Below are 21,328 nucleotides of genomic sequence, written 5' to 3' on the forward strand. Positions count from 1 at the left end.
CCCCTGCTCACAGGTAGACTTCGGACACAGATAAGCGGAGGAAACACTCATGGCGGACAAACCCAAAAAAGGTCTCGCCGATGTCGTAGCCGCGTCCACAGCGCTCAGTGACATCGACGGCCAGGCCGGTCGCCTCTTCTATCGTGGTTACGACATCCACGATCTGGCCGGACGCACCACCTTCGAAGAGACCGCACACCTGCTGCAGTGCGGCAGTCTCCCCACGGGGGAGCAACTGGCCGCCTATGGGACGGAGCTCGTCCGGGGCCGCAAACTCGGCACGCTCGCCGAGGCCAACATCCCCGAGATCGCGGAGAAGCAGGCGCCCATGGAGGCGCTGCGCACGCTGGTCTCGTTGGCCGCCGGCGACGATCCGGACAAGGATTCCAACAGTCCCGAAGCCAACCTGCGCAAGGCCGCCCGGCTGACCGCGCAGCAGCCGATCCTCGTCGCCCGCTACCACGCGGCCAGGACCGGCACCACGATCGCCGACCCCGACCCCGAACTGAGCATCGCGGCGAACTTCCTCCTCCAGATCACCGGCCGTACCCCCGGTGAGCACGAGGTCGGGATCTTCGACGCCTGCCTGGTTCTCCACGCCGACCACACGATGAACGCCTCCACGTTCGCCGCCCGGGTCTGCGCCGCGACCCTGTCCGACATGCACTCGGCCATCGTGGCGGCCATCGGCACCCTCAAGGGCCCGCTCCACGGCGGCGCGAACGAGCAGGTCATGCGCACCCTGGAGTCGCTCGACCCGAGCGCCGTCGCCCAGTCCGTGCGTGACCGGCTCGCCGCCGGCGAGAAGATCATGGGCTTCGGGCACCGGGTCTACAAGACCGAGGACCCGCGTGCCACGCACCTGCGCAAGATGTCGCAGGAACTCGCCGAGGCCTCCGGAGACGACAAGTATTATCGGATGTCCAAGGAGATGGAGGAGGTCGTCTTCGAGACGAAGGGCCTCTATCCGAACGTGGACTTCTATGCCGCGACGGTCTACCACTATCTCGGCATTCCGACCGACCTGTTCACTCCGGTCTTTTCGGTCAGTCGCATGTCAGGATGGACAGCACACGTGATCGAGCAACACGCCGACAACCGTCTCATCCGTCCGGACAGCGAGTACATCGGCGAGCGGGACCAGAAGTGGAAGCCGATTGCCGAGCGATGAGCCGGGTGCGAGAGCGGAAGATGAGCCGGTGAACGTACAAGCGGCGAGAGCAACCGAAGCCCGCTGGGGGCCGTACCCACTGGTAGTGGTGGGTGCGGTCCTCGCCGTGGTCTTCGCCGTGGTGGCCGACGAGCCTGAGTGGGGCGGATTCTCCCTCGGCGCGGTCATAACGCTGGGAGCGCTGGCACGGCTGACCGGAGGCGGGCGGCTCGCCGTACGCCGCAGGCCGACCGATGTCGCCACGCTCGCGCTCCTCGGGATCGCGCTGATGGTGGGCGCGATCCTCCTTCAATATCCATGGCTTATGCCGCGATCGATCGGATGAAAGGGCGGATTGCGAGGCAATCTTGCCCGTCCGATAACCTCAACGGCCAGTGAGCCTCAAAAAGGACGTCTGGCCGGTTGTTAGTTCAGAAGGGGAATTACACGCATGCCCAAGATCAAGGTAGAGGGCCCCGTCGTCGAGCTTGACGGCGACGAGATGACCCGGATCATCTGGCAGTTCATCAAGGACCAGCTGATCCTTCCCTACCTGGACATCGACCTGAAGTACTACGACCTCGGGATCGAGCACCGCGACGCCACCGACGACCAGGTGACGATCGACGCCGCCAATGCGATCAAGCAGTACGGCGTTGGCGTCAAGTGCGCCACGATCACCCCGGATGAGGCGCGGGTCGAGGAGTTCGGCCTCAAGAAGATGTGGAAGTCCCCGAACGGGACCATCCGCAACATCCTCGGCGGCGTCATCTTCCGTGAGCCGATCATCATGTCGAACGTGCCGAGGCTCGTCCCCGGCTGGACCAAGCCGATCATCATCGGCCGTCACGCCTTCGGCGACCAGTATCGCGCCACCGACCTGGTGGTTCCGGGCGAGGGCACGCTGACCCTCACCTACACCCCCAAGGACGGCTCGGAGCCGGTCCAGCTGGACGTCTACGACTTCCCCGGCCCCGGCATCGCGATGGCGATGTACAACCTGGACGAGTCCATCCGCGACTTCGCCCGCGCCTCCATGCGGTACGGCCTGTCCCGCGGCTACCCGGTCTACCTCTCCACGAAGAACACGATCCTGAAGGCCTACGACGGCCGTTTCAAGGACATCTTCGCCGAGATCTTCGAGACCGAGTTCAAGGCCGACTTCGAGGCCGCCGGCATCACCTACGAGCACCGTCTGATCGACGACATGGTCGCCGCGGCGCTCAAGTGGGAGGGCGGATACGTCTGGGCCGCCAAGAACTACGACGGCGACGTCCAGTCCGACACGGTCGCCCAGGGCTTCGGCTCGCTCGGCCTGATGACCTCGGTCCTGCTCACCCCCGACGGCCAGACCGTCGAGGCCGAGGCCGCCCACGGTACGGTGACCCGCCACTACCGCGAGCACCAGAAGGGCAACCCCACCTCCACGAACCCGATCGCCTCGATCTTCGCGTGGACCCGTGGCCTCCAGCACCGGGGCAAGCTCGACAACACCCCCGCGGTGGTCGACTTCGCCGAGAAGCTGGAGCAGGTCTGCATCGAGACCGTCGAGAGCGGTCAGATGACCAAGGACCTCGCGCTCCTCGTCGGCAGCGACGCCAAGTGGCTGACCACCCAGGACTTCCTGTCGGCCCTGGACGAGAACCTGAAGAAGAAGATGGCCTGACTCACCGCCGGTGAGAAGCCTGTGAAAGGGCCGCCCGATGGGCGGCCCTTTTTCGTTTCCCCGCGTACGGACGGTCCGCCTGGACAACGTGTGGACGGCCGACGTTGTCAAGGGGTTGTGTCAACCGCGGCTCTGGGCTTCCAGACCGCTCCGCCGCCGCGTCATGCCCGGCCGCGCAGTGACGGTGCCGCGGCCGTGTCGCGATCCCGTGATGTGGGTCTGCCGGGCCGGGGCCGTGTCGCGACCCCGCCGCGAGGCCCCGGCCTGCCGCGGTCGGGTCACAGGGCCGTTCCGGCGCCGAGCACGATCGGGTCGTTGTCGGGAAGGCCGGCCACGCGGTGCGTCTGCCCGGTGATCGCGTCCACCCGGAAGAAGCCGAGAAGGTCGCTGCCGGTCTTGTCCAGCATCTTGACGACCACCTCGCGGTTGTTCAGCCAGCTCACGACCTCGGCCCTGGCGGGCTCGCCCGGGGAGGGGAGCGGGAGGCGCTTGATGACCTTTCGCGACGCGGTGTTGATGATGTGGAGGCTCTGGGGCTTTCCGGGTGAGACCTTCTCGGTCCCGACCGCGGCGGAGAACCTGCCGCTGGGCGCGTCCTTCCAGACGGGATACTGCCGGCGGAGCCAGTCTGAGGTCTTCTCCGCCGCCGACACCTGCTGGGCGGGCAACGGAGTCAGGGCTCCTGTCAGGAAGTCGGTCCTCAGCTGCCGCTTGCCGAGCGTGACGGTGAAGTGGCGGCCGTCCGCGGAGACGCTCACCAGCGTGCCGTTCTCCGTGTCGGCGGGGACGAGCACCGGCGACAGGTATCGCTTCATGCCGCTTCGCAGGTCGTAGGCGACATACCGGCGCTCCGCCGCGCTGAGGTAGGCGATGCGGCGGCCGTCGAGGCTGATGGTGGGATCCAGCTGCGGGTCGTCCCCGGCGGCGCCGTTCGCGAGCTGCTGCGCGGCGTCGGGAACGTTCACGGTCGACTCGCAGCGGTCCTGGCCCTCGCACGCCTTCGCGTCGGGTGAGGAGTCGTCCGTGTCTCCGCTGGAGATCAGGTTCAGCGTCCAGCCCGCACAGGTGATCTCCACGGCCGACGCCGTGGCCGAGTCGTCGGCTGCCGGGAGGACCTCGCCGGGGCATCGCCCGGGGACCGCGTAGCGGATCACAGCGGAGGTTTTCGGGGCCCGCCACGGCTGGGGGCCGGCGGCCTCCGTCGGGGCGGGGATCACCTGCATGATCTCCGGGTCCCTCGTCGAGAGCGGGTGGTTCTGCTCGCCCAGAGCCGAGTTCCACCACACCTCCCCCGACTGGAACAGGATGAACCCCGCGATGAGGCTGATCGGGATGAGGGCGGCGGCCGTGGTGAGGAGGGCTCCCCGGTTGCGGCGACGCCTGAGCGTGCGCATGGCCCGGGCGGTGAGGTCGGGGACCGAGGCCTCGCCCGCGGCCGTGGCCAGCCTCGCGACCAGACGGCCCTCGTTGCCCTTGGTGAGCGTGGACACCGCCTCGGTGATCTCCGCTTCCACGGTCGCCAGGGGCAGGCTGAGCAGGGTGGCCATCTCACCGCGGGATCTGCCGTCGTGGAGGCAGGCGACGACGAGGACCCGTTGCCGGGGCGGGAGCCGTACCAGGGCAGTGCTGCCCGCGGAGCTCGGCCGCTGCAGGAAACGGCGGTAGAGCGCGATCTGGGCGTGCGTGGTGGGGTTCTCCCACAGCGGCGGGGGCCAGTTGAGGCCGACGGTGTGGAAGGCACGCAGGGCGAGACGGATGGCCTGCTCGTGGCTGCCGGTGAGGAGGAGGGCGAGGCCGACGAGGGAACGCTGATCGCGCTGGACGAACTCGCGATAACCGATATATCGGCGCATGAGGGTTTTTGCTCCGGCTTGCCTGAGGGGACGGTCAACGGTAGCGATCTAAGCGGCTGGAGCGCCAGATTGGGGTGATTGTCGGAAATTAGGTAGGTGAGCGTGTCTGTGTGCTTCGTAACAGGAGGGCTGGGCGATGGGGCGCGGACTATGGGAAATGTGGGGTCACGTCGGGATAACACGGTGAGTGGGCAAGCTGTGGCACCGTAAAGTTTGGCTTGTCGGACATTACGAGATCCTGGGGACGATGATGCCGGATATCGCACCGCTGGAAGCGGGGGAGCCGCGCCAGGTGGGGCCGTTCCGCGTCGTCGGGCGGATCGGCGAGGGTGGCCAAGGGGTCGTCTACCTGGGGATGAACGCGTCGGGAGAGCGTGCGGCGATCAAATTGCTGCACGTGAAGTTCTCCGGCGACGCGATCGCCAGATCACGGTTCGCCAGGGAGGCGAGGGCGGCGCAGCGGGTCGCATCGTTCTGTACGGCGGGCGTGATGGACGTCGACCTCGAAGGCGACACCCCCTACATCGCCAGCGAATACATCGACGGCAGGTCGCTGCGCCAGGTCGTGGAGGACGATGGCCCGATCAAGGGCAACGCGCTGCAGCGGCTGGCGATCGGCACGGCCACCGCGCTCACCGCGATCCACCACGCCTCGATCGTGCACCGCGACTTCAAGCCGGACAACGTGCTCATCGCCGCCGACGGCCCTCGCGTGGTCGACTTCGGCATCGCCCGCATCATCGACTCCACCGGCACGATCACCAGCCGGGCCATCGGCACCCCGGCCTACATGGCGCCCGAGCAGATCTCCGGTTCCGACGTCGGCCCGTACACCGACGTGTTCGCCTGGGGCGCGACCATCGTGTTCGCCGCGACCGGCGAGACGGCCTTCGCGGGCGCCTCGATCGCGGTGGTGCTGAACCGCATCCTCAACCACGAGGTGGACCTCGGCGTCATGCCGGAGCCACTGCGGAGCGTGGTCCGCTCCGCGCTGTCCAAGTCGCCCGCCGTCCGGCCCTCGGCCGACCAGATCCTGCTCCGGATGCTCGGCCACCCCGAGACCGTGAACGCGTCACCCATGATCCTCAACCAGGGCGCGCAGGTCGCCGGCCCGGACCAGGACGACGCCACCAGCCCGATGCGGATCCCGAGCATCAGATCGGGCATCCCCATCCCGGGGACCAGACCGGGCGGCTCCGTCCCTTCCGTCCCTGGCGATTCGGCACTCCCGGTCACGGGATTCCAGGCGCGGCACCCCGGCTACGAGGCACCCGTCCAGGACGACCGCCGGGAGCCGCCCCACGGCGAGCGTCCGTCCTCTCCCGGGTACGGCGAGCGTCCGTCCTCTCCCGGGTACGGCGAGCGCCCGTCCTCTCCCGGACACGGGGAGCGGCGGCCTCCGTCTCCGGGGTACGACGAGCGTCCGTCACCCACGCTCCACTCGCCTTCCGGATACATCGAGCGTCCGTCGTCCCCCGGGGAGCAGCCGCTCCCGTTTCCGGGGTACGGCGAGCGTCCCTCATCCCCGGGCCGTTCGTCGTCCGCCGGGTACGGCGAGCGTCCGTCGTCGCCGGGCTACGGTGAGCGTCCCTCGGCTCCCGGGTACGGCGAGCGCCCGACGGACGTTCCTCCCCCGAGCTGGCAGTCGCTCGACGCGACCCGGGTCGGGGGTCCGGGCCCGGGCCCGGACCCGTCCAGGCGCTCACGCAAGGGCCGCTGGATCGCCGCGGCCGCGGCGGTGGCCGTCCTGCTGATCGGGGGCGTCGCCGCCGTCGCCGCCATGGCCGGGTGGCCGCCGTTCGGCGCCGAGGCCCAGCCCACGGGGGAGCCCGGCACCGGGGCGTTCACCTCCGTGGTGGACAAGGCGGCCAAGACCGGCAGGCTCACCATCGGCGTGCGTGACTTCCTGCCCGGCATCGCGCTGAAGAACAGCGACGGCTGGAAGGGGTTCGAGGTCGACCTCGCCCTCGAGGTCGCCCAGGCGCTGGGGGTGCCCCGGGACGGCGTGACCTTCCGGGCGACCAGCAGGGAGGAGCGGCCGAAGCTGCTGTCGAGCGGTGACCTCGACCTGGTCCTCGCGACGTATCCGATCAACGACAAGGACGACGTCACCTTCGCCGGACCGTACTATCTCGCCCACGTCGACGTCCTCGTCAAGGACGGCTCGCCGATCGCCACTGTGAAGGACCTGGAGGGCGGCCGCATGTGCCAACCGGCCTTCAGCCCCTCGGTGGCCGTCCTGCAGGGCGCGGTGGACCGTCTCACCCTGGTCCCCGTCCAGACCTACGCCGACTGCATGACCAAGCTGCTGAACGGCGAGGTCGACGCGGTTCCCGGGGACGACCTGCTGCTGGCCGGTTACGCCGACAGGGAGACCGTTCGCTACAAGGTGCTCGGCCTGAAGCTCACCGACGAACGCTACGCGGTGGCCCTCAAGAAGGGCGACGAGCGCACCTGCAAGGCCGTGCAGGGGGCGATCGTCGCCCTCTACAAGGACGGCACGATCGAGAAACTGCTCAACGAGCATTTCTCCAAGGTCGAGTTCGCCACCCGCGAGGACGGCCTCCCCACCATGGCCGCCTGCGCCTAGAGCCGCGTCCCGCCGCCTGCGCCTGGCGTCGCACTCCGTCACCTGGGCCGCCTCGATGCCTCTGGCTCGTCCGGGCCGGAGCCGCGTTCCCTCTCCGCCTTGGCCAAGGTCGCGCCCGCCGTGGCCAAGGTCGCGTTTTTTCCGCGCCCGGAGCCGCGTTCTTTCCCGCCTCGGCTAGGGCCGCGGTCCTTCCTCGTCCAGGTTCTCCGCGTCCGGGCGCGGAGAACCGCCCGAGTTTTCGATCTCCGCCGTCATGTCCGCGGCCCAGTCGCGCACCGTCTTGACCTGCCGGATGCCCAGGTCCAGGGCGTACTTCCCGAAGCCGACATTGCCATCGCCCTTGCGCTTCCAGATCGCCTCCAGGTCGGCCAGCTTGGCCTCGTAGACCTCGACCTCCCTGCGGAGCAGTGCCAGGGCCTCGTGCGGCTCCAGGGTGGGCAGCAGGAAGGCGCGGAGCAGCTCCTCACTGCGGTGCGACCGGGACGGCTCCCTCTCCAGCAGCCACTGCCGCAGCTCCCGGCCGCCCACGTCGGTGATCGAGTAGGTCTTCCTGCCCCGGGGACCCTCCTCCTCGACCGTCACCAGACCTTCCGTCGTCATCTTGTTCAGCTCCGGATAGATCTGGCTGTGCCGGGCCTGCCAGGCGTGGTTGATCGAGCTTTCGAAGAGTTTTGTGAGGTCGTAGCCACTGGCGGGGCCGGAGACGGTCAGCAGGCCGAGGAGCGCGATCCGGAGGGACATGCCTCCATCATACTTAAGGTTTGACATGTCAATACTGACACGTCAGTATCAACATGTGTCTACTGACGTATCGATTCCCCCTGTGAAATCCCGTTCCGGCGGCTCCGGTAACGGGCTCCTCCTGCTCGCCGTCCTCGGCGGAATGTTTCTCTCGATGCTCGACCAGACGATCGTCGGCACGGCCCTGCCCCGGATCACCCAGGAGCTCGGCGGCGCGGACCTCTACGTCTGGGTCGTGACGGCCTACCTGCTGACCTCCACCATCACGGTTCCCCTGTACGGCAGGCTGTCCGACACCTACGGCCGCAAGCCGCTGCTGCTGATCGGCGTCGTGGTGTTCCTGCTCGGCTCGCTCCTGTGCGGCATCGCCCAGGACATGGGCCAGCTGATCGGCTTCCGCGCGCTGCAGGGGCTGGGCGCGGGAGCGCTGCTGCCGCTCTCCCTGGCGATGGTGGCCGACCTGTTCCCGCCGGACAGGAGCGGCCGGGTGCAGGGCGCGCTCGGCGGGGTGATGGCGCTGAGCTACATCGCCGGGCCGTTCCTCGGCGGCGTCTTCACCGACCAGGCCAGCTGGCGCTGGGCCTTCCTGGTCAACCTGCCCATCGGGCTGGTCCTCATCGCGATCATCGTCGCGCGGCTGCCGCACGTGGCCGGGCAGGGGCGCGGCGTCCGCCCCGACTACCTGGGCATGGCCGTGTTCTCCGCGGGCATCGGCGCGCTGCTCGTCGGCCTGACCGAGAAGGGTCTGGACGACCACTCCTGGACCAGCGGGCCGGTGCTCTGGCCCATCGCGGCCTCCGCCGTGCTCCTGGCGGCGTTCGTCCTGGTCGAGCGGAGGGCCGAGCAGCCGATCATCCCGCTGGAGCTGTTCCGCAACCGGACCTACACGCTGGCCAACGTGGCGTCGTTCTTCACCGCGTTCTGCCTCTACGCCGGGGTGGTGTTCCTGCCGCGCTACTTCCAGGAGGCGATGGGGCTCACCGCCACCGAGTCGGGCCTGCGCATCTACCCGCTCATGCTCGGGATGGTGGTCGGCAGCATGATCGCCGGCGCCCTCATCTCCAGGACCCAGCGCTACAAGCCGTGGCTGGTCGCGGGACCGTTCCTCATCGCGGTCGGGGCGCTGCTCTGCGCCGGGCTCACGGCGGAGACCCCGACCCTGGTCCTGGCGGGGTGGATGGCGCTCATCGGCCTCGGCATGGGGCCGATGCTGTCCGGCCTGACCGTGGCGATCCAATACTCGGTCCCGCCCCGGTTCATCGGCACCGCCAGCGCGAACCTGACCTTCTTCCGGCAGGTCGGCGGCTCGGTCGCGCTGGCCATCGCCGGAACGGTCTACGCCTCGGTGATCAGGGAGGAGGCGCCCGTCCACGGGTTGAGCGCCGCCCACGCCGCCGCCACCGCGACCGTCGTCCCCTGGCTCGCCGTCGGCGGGGCGCTCATCGCGCTCGCCGCGCTGACCCTGCTGCCCGGAGGGCGCATCGGGGCACTCGCCGGACGACGGTCCGGCGTGGACGGGTAACATCCGAGCGTCACAATTCATCCTTCGAGTGGGGGAAGGTCATGGCCCAGAGTCCCGTAAAGGTCACCGTCACCGGCGCCGCCGGCCAGATCGGCTACGCGCTGCTGTTCCGTATCGCCTCGGGCCAGTTGCTGGGCGCCGACGTCCCGGTCAAGCTGAGCCTGCTGGAGATCCCGCAGGCGGTCAAGGCTGCCGAGGGCACCGCGATGGAGCTCGACGACTGCGCGTTCCCGCTGCTGAGCGGCATCGAGGTCACCGCCGACCCGAACGTCGCGTTCGACGGCACCAACGTCGCCCTGCTGGTCGGCGCCCGCCCCCGTACGGCGGGCATGGAGCGCGGCGACCTGCTCCAGGCCAACGGCGGCATCTTCGGCCCCCAGGGCAAGGCCATCAACGACCACGCCGCCGATGACATCCGCGTGCTGGTCGTGGGCAACCCGGCGAACACCAACTCGCTCATCGCCCAGCAGCACGCCCCGGACGTCCCGGCCGAGCGCTTCACCGCGATGACCCGCCTGGACCACAACCGCGCGCTGTCCCAGCTCGCCGCCAAGCTCCAGGTCCCGGTCACCGAGATCAAGAAGATGACCATCTGGGGCAACCACTCCGCCACCCAGTACCCCGACCTGTTCCACGCCGAGGTCGGCGGCAAGATCGCCGCCGAGCTGGTGGACGAGGCCTGGCTGCGCGACACCTTCATCCCCACCGTCGCCAAGCGGGGTGCCGCGATCATCGAGGCCCGGGGCGCGTCCTCGGCCGCCTCCGCCGCCAACGCCGCGATCGACCACGTCTTCGACTGGGTCAACGGCACCGAGTGGACCTCCGCCGCGATTCCGTCCGACGGTTCGTACGGCGTGCCCGAGGGCATCATCTCCTCCTTCCCCGTCGCCTCGCGCAACGGCAAGTGGGAGATCATCCAGGGCCTGGAGATCAACGCCTTCTCCCGTGAGCGCATCGACGCCTCGGCGCGTGAGCTCGAGGAGGAGCGCGCCGCCGTCCGCGAGCTCGGCCTCATCTGAGCCGCTGAGAAGGGGCCCCGGCGGACGCGGGTTCCGGGAACCGTCGCGACACCCGATCTGTTCGGGGGTCGCGGGGTTCACGGTCCGCGAGAGCCGGGGCCCTTCCGCGTCCACGGGGCCCCTTCCGTATCCACGGGGGGCTCCTTTCACGTCCACGGGGGCGTTTTCCGCGTCCACGGGGCGGGTGCGAAACGTCGCGGCGCGGCCGTCCGACGGCCCGCCGCCACCGGGGACGCGCGGCCGGCGGAACGAACTGGCGGCGTGTCGATCATCGCGCGGGAGGACGACTCGGCGTTAAATGATCACTGATGGTCGAGGGGGCCGGTGTTCAGGGATCATGGTGCGAGTACGGATCGTCGCCGGTGTGATCAGTCTTGTCCTCGCGGGAGTGCCGGGGGCGGCACCGGCGAGGCCCGGGGAGACGAACAGGAGCGGGGCCGACCTGTCGGTACGGCTGGCGGTCTCGCCGAAGCTCGCACAACCGGGTAAGCCGCTGACCTACCGGGCCGACGTGAGCAACGCGGGGCCCGAAGACGCCGTGCTGCCCGTGCTCGTCGTCCGGTTGCCCGCGGAGGTGCAGATCCTCGGCGTCGACGTCGCCGAGTGCCTGCCCGGCAGCACGGCCGGCGAGGTGGTCTGCGCCTCACGGCAGGACGTCATCGCCGGGGGCACCGGTGGGGTGACGATCAGCGGCATGGTCCGCCCGGCCGCGCGCGGCCCGCTCACGGCGATCGCGACGCTCTCCTCCGAGGTCGTGGACGAGAACGCGGCGAACGACTCCGCCCAGACGCTGACCTCGGTGGACGAGGGCACGGACCTGGCGGTCAAACTGTCGCGCAAGGTGCTTCACGACCGGCTGGTCACGGTGGGCGCCGTGGTCCGCAACCGCGGGCCCCAGATCGTCCGCGACGCCACGGTCTTCTTCGACACGGGGAAGGCACGTTTCCTGACGGCGCACGGGGCACGGTGCAACCCGTACCCCGGCTCCGTCGGCTGCGAGCTGCCCGCGGTCGGCTCGGGCGGGCGGGTGAGCCTCCGGCTCGCCTTCCACGCACGCGGGACCGGCCCGCAGGCCCAGGCGACCGTCTTCTCCACCCGCCTGGGCGACCGCCGCCCCGCCAACAACATGGCCAGCGTCAACCTGGTTCCGGCCGCACAGCCGTGTCCCACGGGAAACGTCCGGCATCGAACCGAGACGGACCCGGCTCCGGCCGCACGGCCGTGTCCCACGCGACAGGGCCGGCGTCAATCCGGGACGGACCCGGCTCCGGCCGCACGGACCAGACGCCCGCCCTCACGCGTGACCCGGCCGGTGAATGACGACGTGGGCGGCGGGCGGCTTGACGCGAGGCGCGGTCAGCGAGGCAGAACGCTCCAGGCGTCGGCGACGACCTCCCGGACGGACGGGTGCTCCGGCTTCCACCCGAGCTCGCTCTGGATCTTCTCGGACGAGGCCACCAGCACCGCCGGGTCTCCGGCGCGACGCTCCCGCACGACCGCCGGAATCTCGTGCCCGGTCACCTCGCGGCAGACCGACAGGACCTCCTGAACCGAGAAGCCGGTGCCGTTTCCCAGGTTGTAGATCTTGTGTTCGCCCGGTGAGCAGGCCTCCATCGCCAGCAGGTGAGCCCTGGCCAGGTCGGCCACGTGGATGTAGTCGCGCACGCACGTGCCGTCGGGGGTGGGGTAGTCGGTGCCGAAGACGCTGAGCGAGTCGCGCCCGCCGAGCGCGACGGCGAGGACGTTGGGGATCAGGTGGGTCTCCACCGCGTGACGCTCGCGGTAGACCTGTCCGTCCTTCGCGGTGTACGCGCCCCCCACGTTGAAGTAGCGCAGGCTCACCGCGGCCAGGCCGTACAGTCCGGCGAACGTGGTCAGCGCGGTGTCGACCGCGAGCTTGGACGCGCCGTAGGGATTGGTCGGCCGGGTCGGGTCGGTCTCCAGGACCGGGGAGCGCTCCGGCTCGCCGTACGTGGCGGCGGTGGAGGAGAAGACGATCCGCCCGACCTCGGCGGTCCGCATGGCGTCGAGCAGGGCCAGGGTGCCGCCGAGGTTGTGCGCCCAGTAGAGGCCGGGTTTCTCCACCGACTCGCCGACCAGGGATTTCGCCGCGAAGTGCAGCACGCCGTCCATTCCGGGCAGTACGCCGAGGGCATCGGTGATCGATCCCTCGACGAAGCGGGCGCCCGGCGGCACCGCGTCGGCATGGCCCGTGGAGAGATCGTCCAGCACGGTGACCTGATGACCGGCCTCGACGAGTTGCGCCGCCACGACGCTGCCTATGTATCCGGCACCTCCGGTGACCAGCAGCTTCACGGAGCCTCCTGTTTGATGTTGTTTGGACTTGTTTACTTTTGTATGGCTACCGCCAGCATATGCTGGCACATCAAATATCGGCCACCGCCGCGAAACGAGCGACGGCCATGACGGAGACGATCTCGTGAACAGCGTCGTGGCGAATATTGCCCTGGTCCTGCTCTTTGTGCTGATCGGGGGATTCTTCGCCGCCGCCGAGATGGCCATGGTCTCTCTCAGGGAGAGCCAGGTACGGCGGCTCAGCACTCGCGGGCGCAGGGGCGCGAGGGCGGCCAAGCTCGCCCGCGACCCCAACCGCTTCCTTGCGGCCGTGCAGATCGGCGTCACCGTGGCGACCATGATGTCGGCCGCCTTCGGCGCCGACACCCTCGCCAGGGACCTGCTCCCGGTCGTGGTCGGCTGGGGGGTGCCCTCGGCCGCCGCGGCCACGATCGCGCTGGTGCTCGTGACGCTGGTCATCTCCTACTTCTCGCTGGTGCTGGGCGAACTCGCGCCCAAGCGGCTCGCCCGGCAGCGGGCCGAGGGGCTCTCCCTGCTGGTCGCGCCGTTCCTGGACCGGCTGGCCGTACTGTCACGGCCGCTCATCTGGGCGCTGTCGAAGTCCAGCGACGGCGTGGTCAGGCTGCTCGGCGGCAACCCCGACACGGATCGGGAGGAGATCTCCACCGAGGAGCTGCGCGACATGGTGGTCGGCCACCAGGAGCTCACCGTGGACGAGCGCCATCTGATCGCGGAGGTCTTCGCGGCGGGCAAGCGGCAGCTCCGCGAGGTGATGCTGCCGCGCACCGAGGTGGAGTTCATGTCCGCCGACACCCGGCTGGCCGAGGCCGCGATCATGGCCGCGGCCATGCCGCACTCCCGTTTCCCCATCTACCGGGATTCCTACGATGACATCGTGGGATTCGTCCACATCCGGGACCTGCTGGACCCGGTGCTGACCGGGTCGATCGAGCCGATCAGCGAGCTGGTGCCGATCCGCCCGGTCAAACTGGTCCCCGCCAGCAAACGGGTGCTGGCCACGCTCTCGGAGATGCGCGACGAGGGCCACCACCTGGCGATCGTGGTCGACGAGTACGGCGGCACCGCGGGCATCGTCACCATGGAGGATCTGGTCGAGGAGCTCATCGGCGACATCCGCGACGAGCACGACGTGGAGGACGAGCAGGTCGTGCTGCCCGCGGGGGAGGTCGAGCTCGACGGGCTGGCCAACCTGGACGAGGTGGCGACCGAGACCGGGATCCGGCTGCCCGACGGCCCCTACGAGACCCTCGGCGGGTTCGTCATGTCGGCGCTCGGCCACCTGCCGGCGATGGGGGAGCGGGTGGAGATCTCGGGGTTCGAGCTGTCGGTCACGGACATGGACGGCCGCAGGGTGTCGCGGGTCCGCATCAAGCGGAGCACTTCCAGGCCGGAGACGCCCCCGGAGACTCCCGCGACTCCTGAGGGCTGATGGTGGAGACTCCTGCGATTCCCGACGGATGACTCCGGAGACTCCTGCGACCCCCGGCAGTTGAGTGCGGAGGCACCAACGACTCCCGGCAGCTGACAGAATTGCATGCTATGGCCAGTCCCCGTGTCTTGTCCGGCATCCAGCCCACCGCCGACTCCTTCCACCTGGGCAACTACCTCGGTGCCGTGCGGCAGTACGTCGCCATGCAGGAGGGCTACGACGCTTTCTACTGCGTCGTCGACCTGCACGCGATCACGGTGGACTACCAGCCGGAGGCGCTGCGCAGGCGCTCCAGGGTCGCCGCGGCCCAGCTCTTCGCCGCGGGCCTCGACCCGGAGCGGTCGACCGTCTTCATCCAGAGCCACGTTCGCGAGCACACCGAGCTGGCCTGGGTGCTGATCTGCCTCACCGGCATGGGCGAGGCGGGCCGGATGACCCAGTTCAAGGACAAGTCGGCCAAGTCGGGGGAGAGCTCGGCCGGCGTCGGGCTGTTCACCTACCCGATCCTGCAGGCCGCCGACATCCTGCTCTACCAGGCCAACAGGGTGCCGGTCGGGGCCGACCAGAAGCAGCACCTGGAGCTCACCCGCGACCTCGCGCAGCGCTTCAACCACCGCTTCGGTGAGACCTTCACGCTGCCCGAGCCGCACATCGTCAAGGGCGTCGAGAAGATCACCGATCTTCAGGAGCCCACGGCGAAGATGTCGAAGTCCTCCTCCTCGGCCGCCGGCATCCTGGACCTGCTGGAGCAGCCGGGGCCGCTCCGGAAGAAGGTCATGCGCGCGGTCACCGACGCCGGCTCCGAGATCCTCGCCGACGACGAGAACAAGCCCGGCGTCACCAACCTGCTGCGCATCCAGTCCGCGCTGAGCGGCACCCCGATTCCCGAGCTGGAGGCCCGCTACGCCGGGCAGGGGTACGGCACCTTCAAGAAGGACGTGGCCGAGCTCGTCGTGGAGACCTTCACGCCGATCCGCGAACGCACCGAGAAGCTGCTGGCGAACGAGGCGGACCTCGACAGGATGCTCGCCGTCGGCGCTGCAAGGGCCCGTACGGTGGCCGCGAGCACGATGGCCCAGGTCCGTGACCGGGTCGGTTTCCTGCCCTCTCTGACGCCCTGAGCGAGTTCGGTGGGTTCTCGCCCGCGTGCCGTCCTCCCGAAAGTCCTTCCGAGCTGTAAAACTCTCGCGTCCCCCTGCTTTTCCCCGCCGTTCGTGATCGGTGTGGTGGTGCTCGGGTAGGGGGCGCGGGTGACAGACGTGTGGGAGCGGATCGAGACGGTCCGCGCGTGGGGCAGGGTCAGACTCGGCACGGCCCGGGTCAGGTGGCCGTGGTTCGATCACCTGATCAGGACGGTGCGGCGCTACCAGCTCCAGTTCGGCGACCGGCTCGCCGGGGCGGTGACCTACTTCGCGTTCCTGTCGTTCTTTCCGATCATCGCGCTGGCCTTCGCGGTCTTCGGCTACTTCCTGGCCATCCGGCCGAACGCCGTCATGACGTTGCAGCGGGCCATCAACGAGTATCTGCCGGGTCTCGCCGCCAAGCTCCCGATCAATGAGATCGCAAGCTCACGGACCAGCGCCGGGGTCATCGGCCTGATCGGCCTGCTCTACACCGGGCTCGGCGCGATGGACGCCCTGCGCGGCGCGCTCCGCGAGATCTCCATGACCACGGAGGCGCCGCCCAACTTCTTCCTGGGCAAGCTCCGTGATCTGGCCGCCTTCATCCTGCTCGGCGTCACGATGGTCCTGTCGGTGGCGGCCGGTGGATTCGCCACCCAGGCGAGCGGGGTCGTGGCCGGATGGCTGGGCCTGTCGGGGTCGGCGGTCGTCGCCGACGTGATCTGGTTCATCGGCCTGGCGGCCGGAGTGCTGGCCGACGTCGTCGTCTTCCTGATCCTCCTGAGCTGGGTGGGTCGTTCGACGCAGCCGTTCCGCGTGGTGCTGCGCGGCGCCCTGCTGGGCGCGATCGGCTTCGCGCTGCTCAAGCAGCTCGCCGCGCTGATCCTGGCGGGTACCCTGCACAACCCCGTCTACGGGGCGTTCGCCGTGATGGTCGGCCTGCTGATCTGGATCAACCTCTCGGCCCGCATGATCCTCTACGTCGCCGCCTGGACCGCGACCGCCGCCTTCGGTCCTCCGCCCGACCCGACCCCGGTCCCCGCCACCGCCCTGCCCGCTTGACGCCCGCCTGACGCGCCGTCTCGGGCGGAGACCGTCTCCACCGGGAACCGCCGCGCCGTACGCCGGGGCGGCGGATTCCCGTCGGAGGCGACGGCCTAGCGGAAGCGCCGGCGCAGGCCGTACGCCAGCCAGATCGCGCCGCCGATCAGGCCCGCGCCGAGCACGTAGAGGCCCGGGGGAACGGACTCTTCGCCGCGCTTGGTTCCCGCCGGGTCGGAGACCGCGATCGGGACCGGCGTGGGCGTGGCGGGCGAGGCGGTCGGCATGGGAGGCGGGTCGGGGATCGGGTCGACCAGGTGCCCGACCGGGATCGCCTTGCCGCGGGTGGCGAAGCCCCAGTCGAGCAGGCTGGCGACGTCGGCCCAGAAGGAGCCGTCGTGCCGCATGATCGACACGATGACCGTGTGACCGTTCCGCTTGGCCGCGCCGACGAAGCTGCCCAGGGCCTTGGACGTCCAGCCGTTCTTGACGCCGATCATGCCCTTGTAGCTCCAGAGCAGCCTGTTGTGGTTGCCGATCTCGTAGTAGCCCTTGGGCGCTGGGAACTTGTCAGTCTTTGTGCTGATATATCGCCGAAAATCGGCATTCGCCAGGCCGGCTCGGGCGATCAGCGTCAGGTCGTAGGCCGAGCTGCTCTGGCCGGGCTTGTCCAGCCCGCTCGGCGTCTTGGCCACCGTGTCGTACGCCTGCAGGCGCTTGGCCTCGGCGTTCATGTCCGCCAGGGTCGTGGCCAGGCCGCCGTTGGCCTCGGCCAGGGCCATCGCGCAGTCGTTGCCCGACACCAGCATCAGTGCCTTGAACAGGTCCTCGACCGTGTAGAGGGGCTTGGGGACCAGGCCGACCGCGCTGCCCTCCTCGTTCACCGCGCGCCTGCTCGGTGTGATCTTCCGATCCTTGTCGAGCTTCGGGATGAGGGTGAGGGCGGTCAGCGCCTTGAGGGTGCTCGCCGGAAGGTAGCGCCCGTGGGCGTTCTTGGCGGCCAGCACCTCGCCGGTCTCGGCGTCCGCGACCACGTAGGACTGCGCGGTCGTCTTGGGAGGCGCCTTCACGCCCGTGGGGGCGATGACGCCCCGACCACCCAGCCTGGCGCCGCCGACCGGCTCGTTCTTGGCACCCCCGGGCTTGGCGCCCGAGGGCGCGACCAGGGAGCCGGCGTGCGCGGGGGCGCCCAGAAAGGTGGTCGCCGCGAGCAGCACCCCGACGGGCGCGACGTGTTTCATCCCCATAATGACCTCAGGGTAGCTTCGTACCGATTCGCATGCGGCGACTCATGCCCTGACCGGGGGTCGGCCACGCAACGGAATACTGACACCATGCAAATATCGCGAAAGATCGCCGGATTTCTGATCGGCCTTGCCGCTTTCATGATCTTTGAATGGATCACCCTTGGCTTCAACCTCGCAGACGGCCATCCGACGGCCTTCTACGTGGTGCACGGCATCCTGATCGCCGTCAACCTCGTGCTCGCGGTCGTGCTGGGCGTGATCGGTCTACGCGGACTGGCAAAGCGTCCGAAGGGTCCTGTGGTGTAGCTCGGCGGCCTCTTCGGCGGAGTTGCCGATGCTGGTGAAACCGAGCTTCCCGAAACCGGGGATCGCCCCGAGCAGGTGCAGCACGTTCCCGGTGCGGGTGCCGTCGTCGAAGCCGAGGCCCTCGTCCTGGATCAGTTTGACGACCTCTCCGGGGGTGCGACCCCGCAGGCAGGGGGCCGTGCAGTTGTCCGTCGCCATGTAGTACTTGGACTGCTTCCCGCACATGAGCGTGCCGGAGTCCGGATCGTAGGTCGCGCCGGTGGCGAGCAGCGCGGCGCCGAACGGGTGGGTGGTTCCGCCGATGCGCAGGTTGATCTCGCACAGCAGGGCCCGGTAGCCGGCGTCGGTCTTGATGGCGAAGAAGTCCACCCCGAACAGGCCCACCACGCCCCGGCTCGCGAGGACCCGGGCGATCCGCTCGGCGCACTCGCCCAGCTCGGCGCGGTACTCCGGCCGGGCGGGGAAGGTGCAGCCCTGGTAGACGTCCCCGTTGGGGCCGCCGAGGACCTGCTCGTGCGTGGCGACCACGTCGTAGGAGCCGCCGGGGGTGATCCTGGCCAGTGCGCTCGGGGAGTACAGGGGCCGGTCGTCGAGGAACTCCTCGATCACCGCCCCGCGCTCGGCGATCTTCTCGGCGAACGTCGTCCAGTCCTCGTCCGACGCGGAGAAGCTCGTGTGACAGGCGGTGAGCGGCCGATCGTCCTTGATCACGATGGCGTTGCCCAGCCCCGAATAGCTGTTGTTGAGCTTGACCATCAGCTTGTTCGACGGGGCCATGGCGCGGGCCGCGTGCTCCACCTCGGTCAGCGACCGCAGGCCGGAGAAGCCCCTCACCACCGGCACCCCGGCCTCCTCGCCGATCATGCGTCCACCGCTCTTGGAGCCCAGATGGGCCAGCGAGGTGGCCGGACCGTAGATCGGCAGGGCGAGGAGGTCGGCGATCCGCTCCTCGTACTCGCTGACCACGAACGGCACCATCCAGGCGTCCTTCGCGCCGTCGAGTGCCGTGCGGATCCGCGCGATGACGTCCGGACGGCGCAGCAGCGACTCGCTGAGCGGTTGCGTGTGCGGGTCATCCAAACTGATCATTTGCAGACGCGCGCGACCCTCGTCGGGATCGTCGAGGAAGTTCAGGTAGTAGTCCACGATCGCGCCGTCCACCGGCGTCGATGACAGGTAGACGACTTCCATGTCCGGCTGTTTCAGGGTGAGCAGGAGAAACAGCAACCGCTCCTCGTAGGAGCGGACGGCGGTGATTCTGCGCAGCTCATCCTGTGGAAGCGACAGCGAGGGGATGACCACCAAGGTCCCCTCGTCCGGTTCGAAGATGCTCAATCGCGACTGCCTCTCCCCGAATGGGATATTAGTGATCATATGCGGAGTGAAACATGCATTCTTCCTGTTTACATCACTCCGCCAGGTTGTATGACTGGCACCTGAAGTCACGCAAATTGCCAGGTCGGCCAGGTTTGGATGAGGCGCCGAGCTGTCGCGGGCGCGGTGACATGGCCCTGCACGGCCGCCGGTGGCCATCATCGCCTAGTCAATCCGGGTCATCTTCTCTGGTCCGAGAGGGTCAGAAGACAGAGAAGTGGGGCATGGGGCGACAAAACATTTGGCATAGATGTCGGCGAGCTGCCTGGCAGGAGGGATAAAGTCGATGTCATCGTCAGCGTGACGGCGGCCCCAAGACCATTGGCCTGCCCCCATCCACGTCGGCGGTTTTTCAGTCCGCACCGGCGTGGCTCGTGACACCCACTCCGGCCCATCGGTGCGGCGGTCGCTTTTTTCGAGGCTGCCTCATGGATCGCGTGATCCTGGGCAGTGGCACGGTGCGTCGACGATTCAGACCGCTGGCGCGGATGGGAAGGTAAGTAATGCGCGGGCGTAATTTGCTGGGAGAACTCGACACGTTCCTCGCCGGTCGCGAGCAAGAACTGATCGACTTCCGACGCGACCTGCACATGCATCCCGAGCTCGCCTTCGCCGAATATCGCACGACACAGCGCATCGCCGAGCGTCTGACCGCGGCCGGTCTCGTGCCCTCGGTGCTGCCGCGCGGCACCGGCGTGATCTGCGAGGTCGGCAGCGGCGACGGGCCGACCGTGGCGCTTCGCGCCGACATCGACGCGTTGCCCGTGCCCGACGAGAAGGACGTGTCCTACAGCTCGACGGTCCCCGGCGTGTGCCACGCCTGCGGCCACGACGTGCACACCACGATCCTGCTCGGCACCTCGCTCTTCCTCGCCCAGCAGGCGGAGGCCGGGCTGCTGCCCGGCCGGGTCCGGCTGATCTTCCAGCCCGCCGAGGAGCTTCCCGGCGGGGCCCTCGAGGTCATGGCCTCGGGCGGCATCAGCGGGGTCGACCGGATCTTCGGCCTGCACTGCGACCCCCGGCTGGACGTCGGCAAGGTCGGTCTCAAGGCCGGGCCGATCACCTCCGCCTGCGACAAGGTCTCGATCCGGGTGAGCGGTCCCGGCGGGCACACCGCCCGGCCGCACCTCACCGCCGACCTGGTCTTCGCGCTCGCCAAGATCCTCACCGAGCTGCCGGCCGCGCTGTCGCGCCGGGTGGACCCGCGCTCGTCGCTGAGCCTGGTCTGGGGCCGGGTCGAGGCGGGTTCGGTCGCCAACGCGATCCCGGACGACGGCATCGCCGAGGGCACCGTGCGCTGCCTGGACGAGACCGCCTGGCACGCCGCCCCCGACATGATCAAGACGCTGCTGGAGTCGGTCGCGAGCGCCTACGGGGTCGAGGCCGAGATGGACTACGTGCGCGGCGTGCCGCCGGTGGTCAACGACGAGGTCAGCGTGCAGATGCTGGCCGAGGCCGCGGAGGGTGTGCTCGGAGAGGATTCCGCGGTGCCGACGGAGCAGAGCCTGGGCGGTGAGGACTTCGGCTGGTATCTGGAGTCCATCCCCGGGGCGTTCGCCAGGCTCGGCACCCGCACTCCGGGGTCGACGCTTCTGGCCGACATCCACCAGGGCACCTTCGACGTGGATGAGAGCGCGATCGGCGCCGGCGTGCGCTTCATGGCGGCGACCGCGCTGACCGCGCTCTGGGAGGGGCGGCGACCCAGTGCCGCCGCCGAACCGCTCATGGCCCTGAACCTGGACAACTGACGTAGCACGGCCAGACTTTCCCGTCCGTAACACCTGCCACAGCGGTGACGGGAAACGCGTCCCCCGAAGAAAGGATCACCCTGCGCCAGGAGGTGGTCCCGGGTGGGTCCGGACGCCTCCGCAGGTCACAAGGTGGCGTGAGCTGCATAACGGACCTGTTGCGGACTCGTGCGCTGGTTTGGTC

At 69.1% G+C, this 21,328-nt stretch carries 16 protein-coding genes and 1 pseudogene; 12 read left to right on the forward strand and 5 right to left on the reverse strand.

The window, feature by feature from the left end; genetic code table 11:
* Positions 1 to 49: 49 nt before the first annotated feature.
* From DKM19_RS04450 to DKM19_RS04460, 3 genes are all read left to right on the forward strand, one after another.
* Complete coding sequence (locus DKM19_RS04450) at positions 50 to 1,171, forward strand: citrate/2-methylcitrate synthase (RefSeq protein WP_110694598.1); 1,122 nt, start codon at positions 50 to 52, stop codon at positions 1,169 to 1,171.
* 28 nt (positions 1,172 to 1,199) lie between these two features.
* On the forward strand, positions 1,200 to 1,496 hold the full coding sequence (locus DKM19_RS04455; RefSeq protein ID WP_162641294.1) for a DUF3017 domain-containing protein: 297 nt from the start codon (positions 1,200 to 1,202) through the stop codon (positions 1,494 to 1,496).
* A 105-nt stretch (positions 1,497 to 1,601) separates the two neighbouring features.
* Entirely contained in the window at positions 1,602 to 2,816 is a 1,215-nt protein-coding gene (locus DKM19_RS04460; protein WP_110694600.1) for an NADP-dependent isocitrate dehydrogenase, read from the forward strand.
* Positions 2,817 to 3,094: 278 nt separating this feature from the next.
* Here the strand turns inward: DKM19_RS04460 and DKM19_RS04465 are convergent, their stop codons facing one another.
* A complete protein-coding gene (locus DKM19_RS04465; protein ID WP_110694601.1) occupies positions 3,095 to 4,669 on the reverse strand; it encodes a hypothetical protein in 1,575 nt (524 codons plus the stop codon).
* Between the two features lie 250 nt (positions 4,670 to 4,919).
* Between DKM19_RS04465 and DKM19_RS04470 the strand changes: the two genes are divergently transcribed.
* Positions 4,920 to 7,259, forward strand: a complete 2,340-nt coding sequence (locus DKM19_RS04470) for a bifunctional serine/threonine-protein kinase/glutamate ABC transporter substrate-binding protein (RefSeq protein WP_162641295.1) — start codon at positions 4,920 to 4,922, stop codon at positions 7,257 to 7,259.
* Between the two features lie 174 nt (positions 7,260 to 7,433).
* Here DKM19_RS04470 and DKM19_RS04475 read toward each other — a convergent pair whose 3' ends face one another.
* Positions 7,434 to 8,000, reverse strand: coding sequence for a PadR family transcriptional regulator (locus DKM19_RS04475; protein WP_110694603.1), 567 nt, complete (start codon positions 7,998 to 8,000; stop codon positions 7,434 to 7,436).
* Positions 8,001 to 8,082: 82 nt separating this feature from the next.
* Here DKM19_RS04475 and DKM19_RS04480 point away from each other — a divergent pair, with 82 nt between their 5' ends.
* The 3 genes and pseudogenes from DKM19_RS04480 to DKM19_RS51505 form a co-directional block, all read left to right on the forward strand.
* Entirely contained in the window at positions 8,083 to 9,522 is a 1,440-nt protein-coding gene (locus DKM19_RS04480) for an MDR family MFS transporter (RefSeq protein WP_239514075.1), read from the forward strand.
* 41 nt (positions 9,523 to 9,563) lie between these two features.
* A complete protein-coding gene (locus tag DKM19_RS04485) occupies positions 9,564 to 10,541 on the forward strand; it encodes a malate dehydrogenase (RefSeq protein WP_089211501.1) in 978 nt (325 codons plus the stop codon).
* 337 nt (positions 10,542 to 10,878) lie between these two features.
* Positions 10,879 to 11,319, forward strand: a pseudogene (locus DKM19_RS51505) (hypothetical protein); the annotation flags it as partial.
* Positions 11,320 to 11,897: 578 nt separating this feature from the next.
* Here the strand turns inward: DKM19_RS51505 and galE are convergent.
* Complete coding sequence (gene galE, locus DKM19_RS04490) at positions 11,898 to 12,857, reverse strand: UDP-glucose 4-epimerase GalE (protein ID WP_110694605.1); 960 nt, start codon at positions 12,855 to 12,857, stop codon at positions 11,898 to 11,900.
* A gap of 124 nt (positions 12,858 to 12,981) precedes the next feature.
* Here galE and DKM19_RS04495 point away from each other — a divergent pair, with 124 nt between their 5' ends.
* The 3 genes from DKM19_RS04495 to DKM19_RS04505 all read left to right on the forward strand — a co-directional run bounded on the left by DKM19_RS04495 (position 12,982) and on the right by DKM19_RS04505 (position 16,490).
* A complete protein-coding gene (locus DKM19_RS04495) occupies positions 12,982 to 14,307 on the forward strand; it encodes a hemolysin family protein (RefSeq protein ID WP_110694606.1) in 1,326 nt (441 codons plus the stop codon).
* Between the two features lie 110 nt (positions 14,308 to 14,417).
* Positions 14,418 to 15,428 carry a tryptophan--tRNA ligase gene (gene trpS / locus DKM19_RS04500; protein WP_110694607.1) on the forward strand — a complete coding sequence of 337 codons (1,011 nt, stop codon included), beginning with the start codon at positions 14,418 to 14,420 and terminating at the stop codon, positions 15,426 to 15,428.
* Positions 15,429 to 15,557: 129 nt separating this feature from the next.
* Positions 15,558 to 16,490 carry a YihY/virulence factor BrkB family protein gene (locus DKM19_RS04505; RefSeq protein WP_110694608.1) on the forward strand — a complete coding sequence of 311 codons (933 nt, stop codon included), beginning with the start codon at positions 15,558 to 15,560 and terminating at the stop codon, positions 16,488 to 16,490.
* A gap of 95 nt (positions 16,491 to 16,585) precedes the next feature.
* Here the strand turns inward: DKM19_RS04505 and DKM19_RS04510 are convergent, their stop codons facing one another.
* Positions 16,586 to 17,710 (reverse strand): D-alanyl-D-alanine carboxypeptidase family protein, encoded by a 1,125-nt coding sequence (locus DKM19_RS04510; protein ID WP_239514076.1) that lies wholly within the window; start codon positions 17,708 to 17,710, stop codon positions 16,586 to 16,588.
* A gap of 93 nt (positions 17,711 to 17,803) precedes the next feature.
* On the opposite strand from DKM19_RS04510, the gene DKM19_RS04515 reads away from it, so the two are divergent.
* Complete coding sequence (locus DKM19_RS04515; RefSeq protein WP_089211508.1) at positions 17,804 to 18,022, forward strand: SCO4848 family membrane protein; 219 nt, start codon at positions 17,804 to 17,806, stop codon at positions 18,020 to 18,022.
* Here DKM19_RS04515 and DKM19_RS04520 read toward each other — a convergent pair.
* Positions 17,981 to 19,357, reverse strand: coding sequence for a peptide ligase PGM1-related protein (locus tag DKM19_RS04520; protein WP_239514077.1), 1,377 nt, complete (start codon positions 19,355 to 19,357; stop codon positions 17,981 to 17,983). The genes DKM19_RS04515 and DKM19_RS04520 overlap by 42 nt on opposite strands.
* 542 nt (positions 19,358 to 19,899) lie before the next feature.
* Here DKM19_RS04520 and DKM19_RS04525 point away from each other — a divergent pair.
* Positions 19,900 to 21,144: a M20 family metallopeptidase gene (locus DKM19_RS04525; protein ID WP_110694611.1), complete on the forward strand. Its 1,245-nt coding sequence runs from the start codon at positions 19,900 to 19,902 to the stop codon at positions 21,142 to 21,144.
* The last annotated feature ends 184 nt before the right edge of the window (positions 21,145 to 21,328 follow it).

Source organism: Streptosporangium sp. 'caverna' (genome assembly GCF_003203775.1).
In the GTDB taxonomy this organism is placed as follows: domain Bacteria; phylum Actinomycetota; class Actinomycetes; order Streptosporangiales; family Streptosporangiaceae; genus Streptosporangium; species Streptosporangium subroseum.